The organism is Burkholderia sp. RF7-non_BP4 (genome assembly GCF_001521935.1).
Lineage (GTDB): Bacteria > Pseudomonadota > Gammaproteobacteria > Burkholderiales > Burkholderiaceae > Burkholderia > Burkholderia diffusa.
Genome location: NZ_LOTA01000028.1, coordinates 350,676 through 366,487, shown reverse-complemented (window position 1 = coordinate 366,487; position 15,812 = coordinate 350,676). Strand labels below are relative to the sequence as shown.

General features: G+C 67.2%; 14 protein-coding genes. 4 read left to right on the top strand and 10 right to left on the bottom strand.

The features are described from left to right. Positions 1-53: 53 nt before the first annotated feature. The 3 genes from WS49_RS11550 (at position 54) to WS49_RS11540 (ending at position 3,346) form a co-directional block, all read left to right on the top strand. Positions 54-650, top strand: coding sequence for a pilin (locus WS49_RS11550; protein WP_059528027.1), 597 nt, complete (start codon positions 54-56; stop codon positions 648-650). A gap of 156 nt (positions 651-806) precedes the next feature. Next, the gene (locus WS49_RS11545) at positions 807-2,585 is read left to right on the top strand and encodes a PglL family O-oligosaccharyltransferase (RefSeq protein ID WP_059528024.1); all 1,779 of its coding nucleotides are present in this window, start codon (positions 807-809) and stop codon (positions 2,583-2,585) included. A gap of 410 nt (positions 2,586-2,995) precedes the next feature. Further along, positions 2,996-3,346 carry a TonB family protein gene (locus WS49_RS11540; RefSeq protein WP_059528021.1) on the top strand — a complete coding sequence of 117 codons (351 nt, stop codon included), beginning with the start codon at positions 2,996-2,998 and terminating at the stop codon, positions 3,344-3,346. A 129-nt stretch (positions 3,347-3,475) separates the two neighbouring features. Here the strand turns inward: WS49_RS11540 and WS49_RS11535 are convergent, their stop codons facing one another. The 4 genes from WS49_RS11535 to moaC form a co-directional block, all read right to left on the bottom strand. Next, positions 3,476-4,660 carry a WD40/YVTN/BNR-like repeat-containing protein gene (locus WS49_RS11535; RefSeq protein WP_059528017.1) on the bottom strand — a complete coding sequence of 395 codons (1,185 nt, stop codon included), beginning with the start codon at positions 4,658-4,660 and terminating at the stop codon, positions 3,476-3,478. Positions 4,661-4,739: 79 nt separating this feature from the next. After that, positions 4,740-5,654, bottom strand: coding sequence for a hypothetical protein (locus WS49_RS11530; RefSeq protein WP_059528014.1), 915 nt, complete (start codon positions 5,652-5,654; stop codon positions 4,740-4,742). Beyond that, positions 5,647-8,334 (bottom strand): type VI secretion system Vgr family protein, encoded by a 2,688-nt coding sequence (locus tag WS49_RS11525; protein ID WP_059528012.1) that lies wholly within the window; start codon positions 8,332-8,334, stop codon positions 5,647-5,649. The genes WS49_RS11530 and WS49_RS11525 overlap by 8 nt, the downstream gene beginning before the upstream one ends. A 216-nt stretch (positions 8,335-8,550) precedes the next feature. Continuing rightward, complete coding sequence (gene moaC / locus WS49_RS11520; RefSeq protein ID WP_059528009.1) at positions 8,551-9,039, bottom strand: cyclic pyranopterin monophosphate synthase MoaC; 489 nt, start codon at positions 9,037-9,039, stop codon at positions 8,551-8,553. Between the two features lie 275 nt (positions 9,040-9,314). Here moaC and WS49_RS11515 point away from each other — a divergent pair, with 275 nt between their 5' ends. Continuing rightward, on the top strand, positions 9,315-11,009 hold the full coding sequence (locus WS49_RS11515) for a M48 family metalloprotease (protein WP_059528006.1): 1,695 nt from the start codon (positions 9,315-9,317) through the stop codon (positions 11,007-11,009). Between the two features lie 31 nt (positions 11,010-11,040). Here WS49_RS11515 and WS49_RS11510 read toward each other — a convergent pair whose 3' ends face one another. From WS49_RS11510 to WS49_RS11485, 6 genes are all read right to left on the bottom strand, one after another. Next, positions 11,041-11,646, bottom strand: coding sequence for a DUF2946 family protein (locus tag WS49_RS11510; RefSeq protein WP_059528003.1), 606 nt, complete (start codon positions 11,644-11,646; stop codon positions 11,041-11,043). Further along, a complete protein-coding gene (locus WS49_RS11505; protein WP_059528000.1) occupies positions 11,639-12,676 on the bottom strand; it encodes a hydrolase in 1,038 nt (345 codons plus the stop codon). Before WS49_RS11505 ends, WS49_RS11510 begins: the two co-directional genes overlap by 8 nt. Before the next feature lie 33 nt (positions 12,677-12,709). Further along, complete coding sequence (locus WS49_RS11500; RefSeq protein WP_006749968.1) at positions 12,710-13,156, bottom strand: nuclear transport factor 2 family protein; 447 nt, start codon at positions 13,154-13,156, stop codon at positions 12,710-12,712. A 115-nt stretch (positions 13,157-13,271) separates the two neighbouring features. Further along, a complete protein-coding gene (gene waaF / locus WS49_RS11495; protein WP_059527997.1) occupies positions 13,272-14,309 on the bottom strand; it encodes a lipopolysaccharide heptosyltransferase II in 1,038 nt (345 codons plus the stop codon). 137 nt (positions 14,310-14,446) lie between these two features. Then, the gene (locus WS49_RS11490; RefSeq protein WP_006749970.1) at positions 14,447-14,641 is read right to left on the bottom strand and encodes a zinc-finger domain-containing protein; all 195 of its coding nucleotides are present in this window, start codon (positions 14,639-14,641) and stop codon (positions 14,447-14,449) included. Positions 14,642-14,691: 50 nt separating this feature from the next. Then, a complete protein-coding gene (locus WS49_RS11485) occupies positions 14,692-15,615 on the bottom strand; it encodes a branched-chain amino acid transaminase (protein WP_059527994.1) in 924 nt (307 codons plus the stop codon). Positions 15,616-15,812: the final 197 nt, after the last annotated feature.

The following is a 15,812-nucleotide window of genomic DNA, read 5'->3' as shown; positions in this document are numbered from 1 at the left end:
CGATCGAAACGCCTGCCTGATTCGGCAGGCGTTTTTCGTTTCCGGAGCCAGTCATGTTCGAAGCCTTTTCCGTTTCCCTGTTCCGTCGCCTCGCCGCCGATCTGCGGCGCGCGAGCCGGCCGGCGCCGCGCTGGCGGCCGGCCGGCTTCACGCTGATCGAGCTGATGATCGTGCTTGCGATCGTCGGCGTGATCGCGGCCTATGCGATTCCCGCGTACCAGGATTACCTCGCGCGGTCGCGTGTCGGCGAGGGGCTCGCGCTCGCTTCGTCCGCGCGGCTCGCCGTTGCCGACAACGCCGCGAGCGGCGCGAGCCTCGACGGCGGCTACAGCCCGCCGGCCGCCACCCGCAACGTCGAATCCGTCGCCATCGACGGCGACACCGGCCAGATCACGGTGGCGTTCACCCCCCGCGTCGCCGCGGCCGGCGCGAATACGCTCGTCCTGGTGCCGTCCGCCCCGGACAAGGCCGACACGCCGACCGCGCGCGTGCCGCTGAAAAAGGGCGCGATGCAGGCGGGCGCGATCGCGTGGGAGTGTTTTGCCGCCGGGAAGTCTGCGTCGTCGCTCCCGGCGCCGGGCGCGGGCCCGTTGCCGGCGGAAGCCGCGACGTTGCCCGCGCAATATGCGCCGGCGGAGTGCCGCGCGTAGTGCCGGGAGCATGCCGGCAAGTCCGTGGCCGCGTGCGTGGCGCGGCGCCCGCCGGCCGGCTGCGCCCGCTCCACGGCATGGGTGATGGCACGACGGGGCCGCACAGAGGGGGGAAAGTTTTGTATAGTGCGCCGGTTGCTGACATCCGGTTCGCTCATGCCTTCTACTTTTTCCCGTTCGTTGCCGCTCGTTGCGCTGGCTGTCGCCCTGATCGTGCCGTACTCGATCACGAATCACACGTATCCGATCCCGACCTTCTATTCCGAGTTTGCCGCGCTGGTGCTGTATCTGCTGGTGGGTCTCTCCGTCGTGCTGCTTGCACGCACAGGCCGCCCGGAGGAGCCGTTCGCCGCGCCGGCCGCGTTCGTCGCGCCGCTCGGGTTCGCGGCGGTGCTGATCGCGCAGGTCGCGCTCATGCCGCTGAAGGTGCAGTCGATGAACTGGCTGGCGGTCGGCTATCTGGCCGCCGCGCTGGTCGCGATGCAGGCCGGCTACACACTCGCGCGCGAGGGGCTCGCCGAAGCCGCCGCGCGCATGATGTCCGGCGCGCTGCTGCTCGGCGGGATGCTCGCGGTCGCGAGCCAGGTCGTGCAGTTGTTCCATCTCGAATCCGCGGTGTCGCCGTTCGTGGTGGTGTACAACATCGCGGTCGATCGCCGTCCGTACGGCAACATGGCGCAGGCGAACCACCTGGCGACCTACATCGCGTTCGCGCTCGCGGGCGCGCTGTATCTGGTGCAGACGCGCCGGCTCGCGGTATGGGCATGGCTCGCGCTGTCGATCGTGTTGTCGGTCGGGCTCGCGTTGACGGTGTCGCGCGGCCCGTGGCTGCAGGTCGCGGTGCTGGTCGTCGCGGGTTTCTGGATGGCGTGGCTCGAGTCGCGCCGCGCGCCGGGCAACCGCCGCGCATGGGTGATCCCGGTCGCGCTCGCGGTGGCCTTCGTCGCGGTGAATGTCGCGGTGCGCTGGGCCAACGTGCATTTCCATCTGGGGCTCGCCGAGTCGGCGGCCGACCGGATGCGCGACGCGGGGCAGATCGCGCCGCGCCTCGCGCTGTGGAAGTACGGGCTCGCGATGTTCCGCGAGCATCCGGTGCTCGGCGTCGGCTGGGGCGAGTTCCCGTCGCACCAGTTCGCGCTCGTGCGCACGCTCGGCGGTGTCGAGATCGCGAACAACTCGCACGACATCTTCATCGACCTGCTCGCGAAGTCCGGCCTCGTCGGTCTCGGCGTGCTCGTCGTTGCGCTCGTGACATGGTTCGTGCGCGCGGTGCGCGCGCCGCAGTCGAGCACGCGCGTGTTCGGCCTCGCGCTGATCGGCATCCTGTTGATGCATGCGCTCGTCGAATATCCGCAGCAGTACATGTTCTTCCTGCTGCCGGCGATGTTCGTGATCGGCCTGCTCGAGGTGAAGCCGCTGCGGATCCTGCCGGGCCGCGCGGCGTTCGGGCTGTTCGCGGTGCTGTCGTTCGGCGGCGTGCTGGCGGCGGTGCCCGTGCTGCGCGACTACCAGCGCGCGGAAGTGCTGTATTACGGCAGCGATCCGGCCGCACAGTACCGCGATGCGCCGTCGCTGCTGTTCGGCGCGTGGGGCGACTACGGGGCGGCCACGCTGCTGGCGATTTCGCCGGACAACCTGCCGCTCAAGCTCGTCGCGCATGAGCGCGCGATCGCGCTGCTGCCCGGCGAGACGGTGCTGCGCCGCTATGCGGTGCTGCAGGCGCTGGCCGGTCGCGAAGCCGACGCGCTCGATACGGTCGCGCGCCTGCATGTGTTCGCGAAGGAGTTGAAGGATTGGCCGCAGCAGCTCGCGTCGCTGTACAAGCTGTGCGATCAGCAGCCGGAGCTGAAAGCGTTCAAGGCGGCCGTCGTCGCGAAGTACGGGGAGGTCCCCGCCAACGCGGACGACGACGACTCGGACGACGATTCCGAGTGACGCCGCGCGGCGCCGGGCGGGGAATCCCGGTGCTGGTCGGATCGCGGTGAGGCAGGCGAGCGATGGCGGCACGGGACGGTGCGGCGATTGCTTCCCTCGGAGAATGGATCGCCGCCGAATCCGGCGGGATTCGCGTCAACCATTGTCAAATCGCCGCCACGCGCGAGGTGGCGCGTGCACAATGCGCGAAAGCGTTCGCATGCAAGGTCGCCCGGTGTGGGCCGCCCGGCGCGAACGAAGCGCCCGGATCTCCGGGAACCGCCAAGCAGGATCGCGACCGGTCAGCCATCGGTCGCGCGGCCGTCACGGGGCGCCGGTCCGAGGGCTGCGGCGCAATGCGGTGCATCGCGGACGATACCGGCCGGCGTGCGGCGCTCCTCCAGAACAGTGTTGAAGAACGATATTCGACCATGACTATTCGCTCGACCTACCTGATCCTGCCCGCTGTCGCCATGCTGTTTTCCGGCTGCGCGATGATGTCGTCGTCGCAGGACAGCAAGCTGACGTGCCACATTCCGCGTGCCGTCTATCCGGATAGCGCGAAGCCGCTCACGCGTCCCGTCACCGTGCTCGTGCGCGCGCTGATGACGACGTCGGGCGAAGCGCAGAACGTCACGATCACGACGAGCAGTCGCAACACGGCCGCGGATCGCGCGGCAGTCGAAGCGATGACGCACGCCACCTGCACGCAGACGGGCGCGACCGCGAATCCGTTCTTGCTGACACAACCGTTCGTGTTCGAGCCGCGTCGCGGTGAGTGACGGGCGGCACCGTGGCCGGTGATGTGTGTGCGACCAAGGCCGTCGTGCGCGAGACAGGTCGCTGCGGTTCGCGATCTTGACGATCGAGCGGCCGCAGCGAGGGCTGGCCACCGAGGGTTCAGCGCGCGATCAGAAGGTCCGTTTCTTCAGCGTATAGGCATGCAGCCAGTACAGCGTGTTGGTTTGCGCGTCGAAGTACCCGCCCTGTGCGGTCTTGTCGGTTGTTTTATTCCACGATTTGCCGGCGTCGGTGCTGCTGAACGTCAGGTCGATCGGTGCGCCGCCGGCGGTGCCGCCGCTTGCGGTGTTCGGATCGGTTGCATAGACGAGCAAGAGGCCATTGCGACCGATGCTCATGCTGTCGAGTGTGAGCTTCTCGTCGAACGTGCGCAGTTGCTGCACGACCTCGGGATGGTCGTTCGTCCACGTGGAAATGGCGCCCGTCCGGCGACCGTTGTCGCGACCCTCGCTGTTCTGCGGTTTGTCGAGATGCGACAGCGTGTACACGGAATAGCGTGACTCGGATCCCGGCGTGGTCGGCGTGGTGTCGAGCGCAGTGATGACCTGGCCTGGAAGCACCGTATCTGTCACGAATGCGTGCTGCCCCCAGTCGAGCCGGTCGACCACGCTATGAGCCGGTGCTTCGGCAGTCTGTGCGACATAGTAGGCGATCCGCAGAACACCATCCGGGCCGAGGCTGATGGCATTGAATTCGTGGCGCGTCTCGCTGCCGACGCGTGCATCGGCCGGCACGTCGATCGCTTGCCACGTGTTTCCGCCGTCCGCAGTTCGCCATACGCGGGGGCCCCAGCCAGCCGCGTAGCCACGCTGCGGATCGAGAAAGAGCAGGCGGCCGATGTTCTGACTCTCGGGCCAGTGCAGTTGCGACCATGTCTGGCCGCCATTACTCGATTTCCACAGCTTGGTGGTTTGCGGCGCGTCGCCGCCTTGCGCCTCGGGAGCCTTGTAGTTCATCCATGACGTGCTGATGAACTGAACGGTCCAGTCCGGCGAGTACCACCAGGCAGCCTCTTGGCCGACCTGCTGGAAATGGCGCTTCATCCCTCCGTCGATGGTGCCGCGGAAGAAGCTGATCGTCATGCGGTTCAGCAACTCGCCAGTGTCGTTCATCCATGCTTCGGTCGGTTCGGGCCGCTGCGGCTGGTTCGATTCGGCCTGAGGCTTGAACGTCACTTCGGGATTGGCGAGCTTGACGCTCATCACGTCATTGCCCCTGATGCGGAAGTTGCCGCCGCCATACGGCGCATCGTCCCGCATGAAGCTTGTCGAAATCGTCTCCCAGCCCGTCGTCATATTTACGTACCCGTATGTTGCAATGGCCAGGGCAACGAGGCCACCGGCGATCCACTTCCAGCGCTTGTGTTTTCGCATGTCACTTTTTCAGCAAACGTTCGAGCGCGCGGTTAACTTCGTCGGCGGCATCCGAGCCCCACTCGCGTGCCTTGTCGACCGCGTCTTTGCTCCATTCGCGCGCTTTTGCCTTGGCGACGGGAATGCCCGCGTCGATCGCCTGTTTGCGCGTGCGCTCGTCGGCCCATTCCTCTATGTTCGGCCGTCTGCCGATCTTGACCAGATCCGACACCGGCAGGCCGGCCAGGCCTCCATCTAGGTACGCCAATGGGTGAGTGACAAAGGCGAAGGTCTTGAACGTGTCTCCGTCCTTGTCCAGTTCCAGTTCGTATCGCTTCACCTGCATCGAGAGCTTACCGTTTCCCGGTTTCGCACTGTTGAATGCGATCTGGTTTCCCTGCATGTTCTGAGACAGCCCGATCTCGATGTATTTCTGGAGCCACCACCGTGCGTTGTCCAGCCATTTCTTTCCTTTTGCCGTGAGCGCGGGATAGAGATTGGCGCCGTAATCGGAGCAATAGTAGTAGCCGTAACTCACATAGTAATCGGGCGGTTTATGCCCACACCCGATATGACGCATCATGAAATTGCCGTGGCGAGACCAGTCCGAATCGATGCTTTTCGGTTTGATCAGATTCTCTCGCCGATGCAGCAGTTCATGGACGACTTTCTTGTCTTTCCACGGATCCCATGACGTTGCGAATTTCTTGACGGTCTCCCATGCGCTCGACACGCTGACCTTCTCGACCGTTTCCCAGTACTCACCGTGAAGCGGCAGGTAATAGAACGGGCAAGTACCGATGATGGAATCCGCCGCCGGCGTGACATGCTTGTCGCAGATCTGGATAGCCACCTTCGGCCGATCCTTGTACCCCGTCGGCGTCAGCATCCCCGCGCCGGTACCCAGCACGTTGTCCTTCTGTTGCACGTCAGCCATTCGATTTCCCTAAGAACTTGACGATGACGTCATGCGGCACGTGGCTCTGCGTGAGCCCCGTCTCGCCTGCCGCGTTGGTGACGCCTTCCGAGATCAGCGCGCCGTTCGAGAACATCTGGTATCGCGTGTTCGCGACCGGAATGTCGGTGCCGGCCCAGTGCGCGATGAACGCCTGGTCGTAGTTGCCGCTCGAGTTCGGCAACGTCGGCAGGGTTTGCGACAGGTGCGTGGGGCCGTCGAACACGTGCTGCGCGCCCTTGATGTCGATCTTGCCGGGTGCGTGCACCTCGATGTTGCCGTCCGCGATGCGGATGTAGGCGCCGCCGGACGTCAGCAGGATTTCCTTCGCCGCCGCGCCTTCGATCGACTGCGTGGCCGCCACCAGTTTCAGCGCCTTCTGCGCAGTCAGTTCGATGTTGTCCGCATGCGCCTGGATTTCCACCTTGCCCTTGCCGGCGAACAGCTTCATGCCTGCGTTCTGCGCGAACAGGCTGATCCGGTCGAGGACGCTCGCGATCAGCGACTTCCCGGCAGCGACGTGCGTGCTTTGTCCGCTGACGAGGTTGACGTGCCGGTCCGCGGCGAACTGCACGGATTGCTGCGTCGACAGCGCGATGCCGGCCGGGCTGCCGAACAGCATCACGGGTTCCTTGAACGCATTGGCGCTGCCGGTTCCGCCGCCGCCGGTTCGCCCGCCCGACGCGCTGCCGCTCACGCTGTTCTGCGTCGCGTCGCTGAACTGCTTCAGCGCCGAGTGGCCGGCGTCGAGCGACTCGCCCTGATGCTGCGCGCTGACCTCCGACATCGCTTCCATCAGGCCTTCCGCCCTGACGAGCTGCTCTTGCGTTTCCTTCACGTCGAGCGGCTGGTTCGCCGGCTGTTTCGGATGCGTCGTGACGTACAGGCCGCGGTTCGCGCGAACCGCGCCGAATGCGTCGGAGCGCAGGTCGAAGCCGCTGCCGAGATAGCTGCCGCGGTCGTTGCCCGTATGGTCGATCAGGTAGCCCAGGTGCAGGTGCGTGTTTGCCTGGCTGCTGTACAGGTGCACACGGTTCTGCGACGTCGCGTCGTCGAGCACCAGCTGGTTGAAGCCGGCGCCCGAATATTCCCTGGACCGGTATCCGGACAGGATCCCGTTGCTGTGCCATTGCGGACGGGTCGCGCCGTTGTACAGCTTTCCGACGACGATCGGACGATCGCAGTCGCCGCCGAGGAAATCGACCAGCACTTCCTCGCCGCTGCGATGGGGGTGAACGGCGCCATAGCCATTGCCCGAATCCGACGCGGCGGCGCGCAGCCAGCACGAGGCCTTCTCGTCGCCGTTGTTGAGACGATCCCAGTGGAAGCGAACCTTGATGCGGTTGAGTTCGTCGGTATGGACTTCCTCGCCTTGCGGCGCGACGACGATCGCCGATTGCAGATGCATCGGCGGCTTCGGATGTTCGAACGGGCTGCGGAACGGCACCGTCGTGCGCTGCGCTTCGATGCTGACCTGAAAAATGCCCTCGCTGCCGTCCGGATGCCGGACGTGCGGCAGGTCCGCGCCGCCGGCCCGCACGAGATCGTCGATTTCGGTCTGCAGGCTATGCGGGAACCTGGCCTGCCGATCGCCGACGGGCAGGTTGTTGGCGATGCGCCAGACCGTCTCGATCACGGCGAAGCGGCGCTGGCCGGCATCGTCCTTGTCGTGTTCGGGGTGATCGGCGAACTCGAACGTGCGTCCCGCGTCCATGCGCCGGACGCCGCCGGTGCCGTGAAAGCGCTTCGCAAGCGACTCCTGCTCCTCCATCCAGATCTTCGACAGATGGTCGCCGCGAGACTGTTCGGGGTACGTGTAGGCGCCGGTGTATTCGTAGACTTCGAGCTGCTGCGGCAGGTCGCCCTGGTTCGCGATCGTCGGCGTGTGGGTTGCCTTCGGATTCGACGCAGTGGGCGGCTGTTTGTAGTCGAACGTGCGCGTCGTGCGCTCGACGCTGCGCAGCGTGCGCGTGCCGGAAAACTGGACGAGCGTGTCGGCCTCGTCGTGTGCGCCGGCGTGATGAAAGCGCAGGGTCTGCGGCGACAGCACGGGCAGCGCGTCGATCGTGTCGACGACGACGAGCTTGTGCGACTTGCCGTCTTGCGCCTGCTCCCAGAAACCGTACAGGCCTTCCGATTCCAGCAGGCGGTGCACGAAGTTCCAGTCGTCCTCGTATTGCATGCAGAACGAGCGCGACGGCAGCGGCCGGTGGAGCCTGAAGTCGAAGCAGCCCTTGGCTTGCGGGTGCTGGTTCAGGACGTCGGCGATGATCTCGTCGGCGGGTTTGTCCTGCCAGATGCGCTGGTCGCGGCGGAACTTCAGGAAGTGCAGGAACGACGCGAAGACGATCTGATAGTGCGTGAGGCCGCTGTCCGACCCGAGCCGGCGGGCCGCGTGCACATACCCGTGGTGCGGCGCGTACGACTTGTCGGCCTGCTGGATCTGCAGCGTGACGGGCTGCGCGATCAGCTTCTTGAGCTCGATATCGTCGGACACCGACACGGCGTCGACGGTGAACTCGAAATGACGCCCGAGCCGCGATCGTCCCTTGACGCAATGGGGCAGCAGGACGTCAGGGCCGAGCGGCGTCTCCAGCTTGACGAGTCGTTCGTCCTGGATCGGCCCGGCCTGCAGCGCGTTTCTCAATGCTTGCGAATTCATCACCCGTGCTCGCTTTTTTTGTGCTGGGTCGCACGCTCTCCCGTGCGGAATCCGGTAATTGTATGAGATAAACGGCAGTTATCTCGAATTTGCCTTTCAACGATATTTCAAATACGGTCAGCGCGTTGGCCTGACAGGGGAGGCCGCGCACGTCATGCAGTCGAACGACGGTCAGGCGTGGGTCGTACCGGGCCCGACCGACCGCCCCTGGGCCGCTCAGCCCGCCGCGTCCTCCGCCTTCCAGTCCCCCGACTTCCCGCCGCGTTTCTCCCTGACGCTCACGTCGGTGATCACCATCCCGCGATCCACCGCCTTGCACATGTCGTACACGGTCAACAGCCCGACCTGCACGGCAGTCAGCGCTTCCATCTCGACGCCGGTGCGCCCGAACGTCTCGACCTGCGCGACGCAGTGCACGCCCGGCAGTGCGTCGTCGAGTTCGAAGTCGACGGCCACGCGCGTCAGCGCGAGCGGATGACACAGCGGAATGAGGTCGGCGGTGCGCTTCGCGCCCTGGATCGCGGCGATGCGCGCGACGCCGAGCACGTCGCCTTTCTTCGCCTTGCCGTCGCGGATCAGCGCGAACGTCGCCGGCAGCATCCGGATCGTGCCGCGCGCGATCGCGATGCGTTGCGTTTCCTCTTTGCCGCCGACGTCGACCATGTGTGCGTGGCCCGCGGCGTCGAAATGGGTGAGTCCTGACATGTCTTGCTCCAGTGGAACGGAGTGCGCGCGCGAGCACGTCCCTCGATCCGGCTTCGCGATCGGCCGGGGGCGCCGAATCCCGTATCCGCACCCCGATCCGATCCAACGTTTCAACGGGCGCCTATCATAGCAGTGGCCTTCGCGGCGCCAAGCGCGCAGATGGCGCATTTGCCGCGCGGGACAGTCGCGATGTCGCCGGTACAATGACCCGAATATTCAGACCAAACGCCGCGATGCGCGCCCGGCGCGCGGGACGGCGTCGCTTTCATCCTGCCATGCGTGTCAAACAGTTGCTTGCCGTGTTGCTGTCGGCGGCGCTCGTGCTGCCGCCGAGCGGCCATGCACAGCGCACGTCCGCGCTGCCGCTCGAGCCGGCGGCAGGCGCGTCGCCGTCGATTTCCACGGTGCCGTCCGGCATCGCGACCGGCGTATTCGGCACCTACGGCGGCGCGGAGAGCCGGTTTTCCGGCGCCGACGGCGCGTCCGCGCCCGTCGCGAGCCTGCGCGCACCGCTGCGCGCGCTGGAGCTGCCCGACCTCGGCGACGGCTCCGGCGGTTCGCTCACGCCGCGGGCCGAACGGCGTCTCGGCGAGCGCGTGATGCGCGAGGTGCGGCGCGATCCCGACTATCTCGACGACTGGCTCGCGCGCGACTACCTGAACGCGATCGCGAAGCGGCTCGCGGCCGCGGCGGCCGCGCGCTACATCGGCGGCTACATGCCGGATTTCGAACTGTTCCCGGTGCGCGATCCGCAGATCAACGCGTTCTCGATGCCGGGCGGCTTCATCGGCATCAACAGCGGGCTGGTCGTCACGACGCAGACGGAATCGGAACTCGCGTCGGTGGTCGGCCACGAGATGGGCCACGTGCTGCAGCGGCACATCGCGCGGATGATCGGCGCGAACGAGAAGACCGGCTACACGGCGCTCGCGACGATGCTGCTCGGCGTGCTGGCGGGCGTGCTCGCGCGCAGCGGCGATCTCGGCAGCGCGATCGCGATGGGCGGGCAGGCGTACGCGGTCGACAACCAGTTGCGCTTCTCGCGGTCGGCGGAGCGCGAGGCCGATCGCGTCGGGTTCCAGCTGCTCGCCGGCGCCGGCTACGACCCGTACGGGATGCCGGGCTTCTTCGAACGGCTCGAGCGCGCGTCGATGGGCGACGCGGGCGTGCCGGCCTATGCGCGTACGCACCCGCTGACGGGCGAACGGATCGCCGACATGGAAGATCGCGCACGCCGCGCGCCATATCGGCAGCCGCGCCAGTCGGCCGAATACGGCTTCGTGCGCGCACGGCTGCGCATTCTGCAGAATCGCGCGCCGAACGACATCGCGGCCGAGGCGCGCCGGATGCAGCTCGAGCTCGACGATCGCACGGCACCGAACGTCGCGGCGAACGAATACGGGATCGCGCTCGCGAACCTGCTGCTCGGCCAGTACGACGCGGCCGACAAGGCGCTCGTGTCGGCCCGTGCCGCGTTCGACGCGCGCGAGCGGCGCGCGGACGATCCCGAGACGAGTTCGCCGAGCCTCGACGTGCTCGCCGCCGACATCGCGCGCCGCGCGGGCCGGACCGACGACGCGGTGCGGCTCGCGGCGCTCGCGCAGCGGCGCTGGCCGGCATCGCACGCGGCGATCGTCGCGCACCTGCAGGCGCTGATCGCCGCGCGCCGCTTCGCCGAAGCACAGACGCTCGCGCGCACGGAGGCGCAGGCGGACCCCGAGCAGCCGGACTGGTGGGACTATCTCGCGAAGGCGAGCGACGGCCGGGGCGACGTGCTCGCGCGGCGCCGCGCGCTCGCGGAGAAGCTGGCGCTCGACGGCGCGTGGCCGTCGGCGATACGCCAGCTGAAGGAGGCGCGCGACGCGAAGGACGTATCGTTCTACGACCAGTCGATCATCGGCGCGCGGCTGCTGGAATTCGAGGCACGCTACAAGGAAGAGCGCGAGGACGAGAAGAACGGCCGCGGATAACGGCCGTCAGGCGGGCAGGGTGGGTTGTGCGTCAGCTTTCGACGCTGCCGTCGCGGCCATCTGGCGAGCTGCGGCGCGCCCGCTGCGCGGGACTCGCGACGAAGCCGAACGTCGCCGGCACGTCGGCGCAGGCGAGATTGCCGAGCGACAGCGTGCGCCCGTCGCGCCAGCGCAGCACGGGCGGCGTCGCGTCGAAGTCCGCGTGATCGGCGAACAGGCCGAGGTCATGGTCGTGCAGCGCCGCGACGCGCGGCGGCGAGCCGGCCGCGCGAAACAGCACGCCGCCCGCGTCGTCGAGCCACGCGGCGTCCGGTTCGAACGGCGCGCCGGTCTGGTCGGCCAGCGCGAGTTGCCCGTCGCGTTCGGCCAGGCGCACGACCCACGGCGTATAGGCGAGCTCGACGTACACGCGCTGCGGCCCGTTCTGGAAGAACCACTGGCCGTGCGCGTCGCAGTCGTAGTTGCGCCCGATGAACGCGTTCAGCGCCGCATGCCGGACCGGCGAGCCGAGCGCTCCCGCGGCCTGCGCGGCGTCGTCGCGCAGCCGCCATTCGCCGCGCCGGTCGAGCAGCAGCCAGCCGGTGCAGTGCGGCACGTTCGGCCACTTGGCGAGGGCCTGCCTGACGATGTCATCCATGGTCGACGAATTTCGAGCAATAGCCGAACACCCGCGCCGACAGCCAGTCGAGGCGGCCGGGGAACGGCCCGGTCATGAATCCCGCGTGGCCGCCGTCCGCGGGCTGGTCGAGCTCGACGGCCGGCGACACGTCGGCGGCGCTCGGCAGCGCGGATTCGGGCAGGAACGGATCGTTGCGGGCGTTGAGGATCAGCGTCGGCACGTCGATCGCGGGCAGCAGCGGCCGCGTCGTGGCCTGGGTCCAGTAGTCGTCGGCGTCCGCGAAGCCGTGCAGCGGCGCGGTCACGACTTCGTCGAAGTCGCGCATCGTCACGGCCCGCAGCATCGCGTCGCGGTCGAACAGCCCCGGATACTGGTCGAGCTTCGCGAGCGCCTTGCGTTTCAGCGTCTTCAGGAAGCTGCGCGTATAGACCATCGCGAAGCCCTGCGACAGCGCGAGGCCGCCCGCGTGCACGTCGATCGGCGTCGAGATCGCGGCGGCCGCGTGCACGATCGACGTGTCGCTGCGGTGCTCGCCGAGCCAGCGCAGCAGCACGTTGCCGCCGAGCGACACGCCGGCCGCGACGACCGGCCCGCGATGCTGCGCGGCGAGCCGGCGCAGGATCCAGTCGACCTCGGCGCTGTCGGCGAGATGGTAGAAGCGCGGCTGCCGGTTGAGCTCGCCGCTGCAACTGCGAAAGTGCGGGACGACCGCGTGCCAGCCCTTTGCGCGCGCGGCGGCCATCATCGCCAGCGCGTAATGCGAGCCGGAACTGCCTTCGAGGCCGTGGAACAGCACGAACAGCGGTGCGTCGGGCGCCGGGGCGGCACTGTCGAGATGCGCGACCCAGTCGAGATCGATGAAGTCGTGGTCGGGGGTTTCCCATCGCTCTCGTCGGTACGCGACCGCCGGACGCCGTGCGAACAGCGCGGGCACGATGGTTTGGGCATGGCTGTTCGGCAGCCAGCGCGGTGCGCGATAGCGCAATGAATCGTCGTCGGGGGCCGGGGCCCCGGTCAGCGGCGAGGTGGGCGGAGAAGCCGTACTCATGATCGCCCCGCTAATGCGTTGCTTCGTTCTTCGTCAGTGCAGCGGACCCTGCCCGTGACGGATCTTCGCGGCGAATTGTCCGGCCGCTTGTTCGGGAATCGGGCTCGCGTGAATATGCGCGATGCGCCACTCGCCGCGTTCGTGAATCATCACGTACGTGGCGAAAACCATGTCCGGTTCGGCCGTCAGGTCGGCCTGCTGATGCGCTTCGGCGATCGTGTAGACGACGGTGCCGAGACTATCGTATACGCGGATGTCGAGCGGCTCGATCGTCACGGGACGCGTCGCGAGGCGGTTCGCCAGCCCGCTGCGGATCTGGTCGAGGCCGTGCAGATGCTCGCCGTCGGCCCAGACGCAGCTGGCGAAGTCCTCGTCGATCCACAACCCCAGCAGCGCGTCGAGATTGGCATCGGCGACGGCCTGGTAGTAAGCGTTCAGCGTATCGGCAGCGGCTTCGAAAAGGCGGGCAAAACGTGGCATCGGGGTTATCTCTCGCGCGCGTCGCGCGCCGTATTCAGCACGGCGGCCCGGATGGAGCCGCCGTACACCGGTGAATCGGATTGCCCGGCGCGTCGTGCGACGCTGCCGGCCAGGGTCAGCGCTGCCCGACGAGCATGCCGCGCAAATCGCCGAATACCTGCTCGGGACCGAGTTGGCGCAGGCAGTTCAGATGGCCGAGCGGACACTCGCGTTCGAAGCAGGGACTGCATTCGAGATGCAGCCATTGTACCTTCGCCAGCTCCGACAGCGGAGGGGTGTGGCGCGGATCCGTCGAGCCGTACAGCGCGACGAGCGGCCGGCGCAACGCGGCCGCGACGTGCATCAGCCCCGAATCGTTGGTCACGACCGCGTTCGCGCGCGCGATCAGCGCGCACGCCTCGGACAGCGACGTCTGCCCGCACAGGTTGCGCACGTTCGGCGCGTGATCGGCGATCGCCTGCGCGGCGGCGGCGTCCTTCTGCGAGCCGAGCGCGACGATCTGCGTGTATGGGAACGACTGGTGGACGATGGTCGCGAGCGTCGCGAAGTGCTCGGGCGGCCAGCGCTTGGCCGGGCCGTATTCCGCGCCGGGGCAGAACACGACGAGCGGCTTGCGCGTATCGAGATTGAAACGTGCGGACACGCGCGCCGTCTCGTTCAGGTCGGCGTCGAGGCGCGGCGCGGGCAGCGTCTTCATCGACTCGGGCAGCTTCGCGCCCGGCGCATATGCAAGCGCCGCGTAGTGGGTCGTCATCGGCGGACGCTCGGCCGACTTGTCGGGGTTCGCGTGCCGCACGTTCAGCAGGCCGTAGCGGTGCTCGCCCGTGTAACCGATCCGCAGCGGGATGTTCGCGAGCCACGGGATCACCGCGGACTTCAGCGAATTCGGCAGCACGTACGCCGCGTCGTAGCCGACGTCACGCAGGTCGGTCGCGAGCTGCCAGCGGCGCAGCAGCTGCAGCTTGCCGTGCGCGAGGTCGGTCGCGTAGACATCGTGGATCTCGGGCATCCGCTCGAGCACGGGCGCGACCCAGGTGGGCGCGACGGCATCGATCGCGATGCGGGGATGGAGCTTTTTCAGCAGCGCAAAAAGCGGCTGCGCCATCAATGCGTCACCGATCCAGTTCGGTGCGATAACCAGCGCTCGACGCATCAGGTCGACTTCCGATGTCGTAATGAAGCACGGCGCGCATGCACCGCGTTCGGGTTGTCAGAACAGGAAAAGGGCGGCGCGCCGGAGTTCCGGCTGCGCCGCCTCGCGTGCGGCGGGCCCGCGGGCCCGGCCAGGGCTCAGTGGCCCTTGACCACCTCGCCGTCGCGCAGCTTGTAGCGCGTGCCGCAATACGGGCAGCGCGCCTCGCCGTGCGACACGTCGATGAAGACGCGCGGGTGCGCGCTCCAGCGCGCCATGGCCGGGTTCGGGCAGTAGGCGGGGAGATCCTTGGCCGTCAGCTCGACCAGCGGCATTTCCTTGATTTCACTCATGAGACTTTCTCTTATCACTCTTTTGTGGGGCGGTCGGTGGCGCAGCGCACTCAGACCTTCGTCAGCCAGTGCGCGTACTTCGCGTTCTTGCCCGACACGATATCGAAAAATGCCGACTGGAGCTTTTCCGTGACCGGGCCGCGCGCGCCGCTGCCGATCGTGCGGTTGTCGAGCTCGCGGATCGGCGTGACTTCGGCGGCCGTGCCCGTGAAGAACGCTTCGTCGGCCGTGTAGACCTCGTCGCGCGTGATGCGCTTCTCGATCACATCGATGCCGGCGTCCTTTGCGAGCGTGATGATCGTGTCGCGCGTGATGCCGTCGAGGCACGACGACAGGTCCGGCGTGTACAGCTTGCCGTTGTTCACCAGGAAGAAGTTCTCGCCGGAGCCTTCCGACACGTAGCCGTCGACGTCGAGCAGCAGCGCTTCGTCGTAGCCGTCGGCGGTCGCTTCCTGGTTCGCGAGGATCGAGTTCACGTACCAGCCCGACGCCTTCGCGCGCACCATGGACACGTTCACGTGGTGGCGCGTGAACGACGACGTCTTCACGCGGATGCCCTTCGCGAGGCCGTCTTCGCCGAGGTACGCGCCCCACGGCCACGCGGCGATCGCGACGTGGATCGTGTTGCCCTTCGCCGACACACCGAGCTTTTCCGAGCCGACCCAGATGATCGGGCGCAGGTAGCACGACTCGAGCTTGTTCTCGCGCACGACTTCGAGCTGCGCGGCTTCGAGCGTTTCGCGGTCGAACGGCACGTCCATCTGGAAGATCTTCGCCGAATTCAGCAGACGTTTGGTGTGCTCGCGCAGACGGAAGATCGCGGTGCTGCCGTCGGCCGTCTTGTACGCACGCACGCCCTCGAAGACGCCCATGCCGTAGTGCAGCGTATGGGTCAGGACGTGGATCTTGGCGTCGCGCCAGTCGATCAGCTTGCCGTCCATCCAGATCTTGCCGTCGCGGTCGGCCATTGACATAGGATTCTCCTGGGAAGCAGTTGTGCAGCGGGTTGTGTGCAGCATTGAGCCGGAAAGACGCTTATTTTAGCGTCATTTGAAGGCGATCCGGTCGGTCGGCACGGGGCCGGCGCTATAATCGCCCGGTACCGATTCCAATAACGACGGGTCGTACCGGCAGGAGGCGCCGGCGGCCCGACGAACCGCCCGCCGCGGCC

What these genes read in the sequence shown, in the direction of transcription:
- WS49_RS11550 (WP_059528027.1), top strand. Translation starts at nt 54, where the DNA reads ATGTTCGAAGCCTTTTCCGTTTCCCTGTTCCGTCGCCTCGCCGCCGAT.
- WS49_RS11545 (WP_059528024.1), top strand. Translation starts at nt 807, where the DNA reads ATGCCTTCTACTTTTTCCCGTTCGTTGCCGCTCGTTGCGCTGGCTGTC.
- WS49_RS11540 (WP_059528021.1), top strand. Translation starts at nt 2,996, where the DNA reads ATGACTATTCGCTCGACCTACCTGATCCTGCCCGCTGTCGCCATGCTG.
- WS49_RS11535 (WP_059528017.1), bottom strand. Translation starts at nt 4,660, where the DNA reads ATGACGACGGGCTGGGAGACGATTTCGACAAGCTTCATGCGGGACGAT.
- WS49_RS11530 (WP_059528014.1), bottom strand. Translation starts at nt 5,654, where the DNA reads ATGGCTGACGTGCAACAGAAGGACAACGTGCTGGGTACCGGCGCGGGG.
- WS49_RS11525 (WP_059528012.1), bottom strand. Translation starts at nt 8,334, where the DNA reads ATGAATTCGCAAGCATTGAGAAACGCGCTGCAGGCCGGGCCGATCCAG.
- moaC (WP_059528009.1), bottom strand. Translation starts at nt 9,039, where the DNA reads ATGTCAGGACTCACCCATTTCGACGCCGCGGGCCACGCACACATGGTC.
- WS49_RS11515 (WP_059528006.1), top strand. Translation starts at nt 9,315, where the DNA reads ATGCGTGTCAAACAGTTGCTTGCCGTGTTGCTGTCGGCGGCGCTCGTG.
- WS49_RS11510 (WP_059528003.1), bottom strand. Translation starts at nt 11,646, where the DNA reads ATGGATGACATCGTCAGGCAGGCCCTCGCCAAGTGGCCGAACGTGCCG.
- WS49_RS11505 (WP_059528000.1), bottom strand. Translation starts at nt 12,676, where the DNA reads ATGAGTACGGCTTCTCCGCCCACCTCGCCGCTGACCGGGGCCCCGGCC.
- WS49_RS11500 (WP_006749968.1), bottom strand. Translation starts at nt 13,156, where the DNA reads ATGCCACGTTTTGCCCGCCTTTTCGAAGCCGCTGCCGATACGCTGAAC.
- waaF (WP_059527997.1), bottom strand. Translation starts at nt 14,309, where the DNA reads ATGCGTCGAGCGCTGGTTATCGCACCGAACTGGATCGGTGACGCATTG.
- WS49_RS11490 (WP_006749970.1), bottom strand. Translation starts at nt 14,641, where the DNA reads ATGAGTGAAATCAAGGAAATGCCGCTGGTCGAGCTGACGGCCAAGGAT.
- WS49_RS11485 (WP_059527994.1), bottom strand. Translation starts at nt 15,615, where the DNA reads ATGTCAATGGCCGACCGCGACGGCAAGATCTGGATGGACGGCAAGCTG.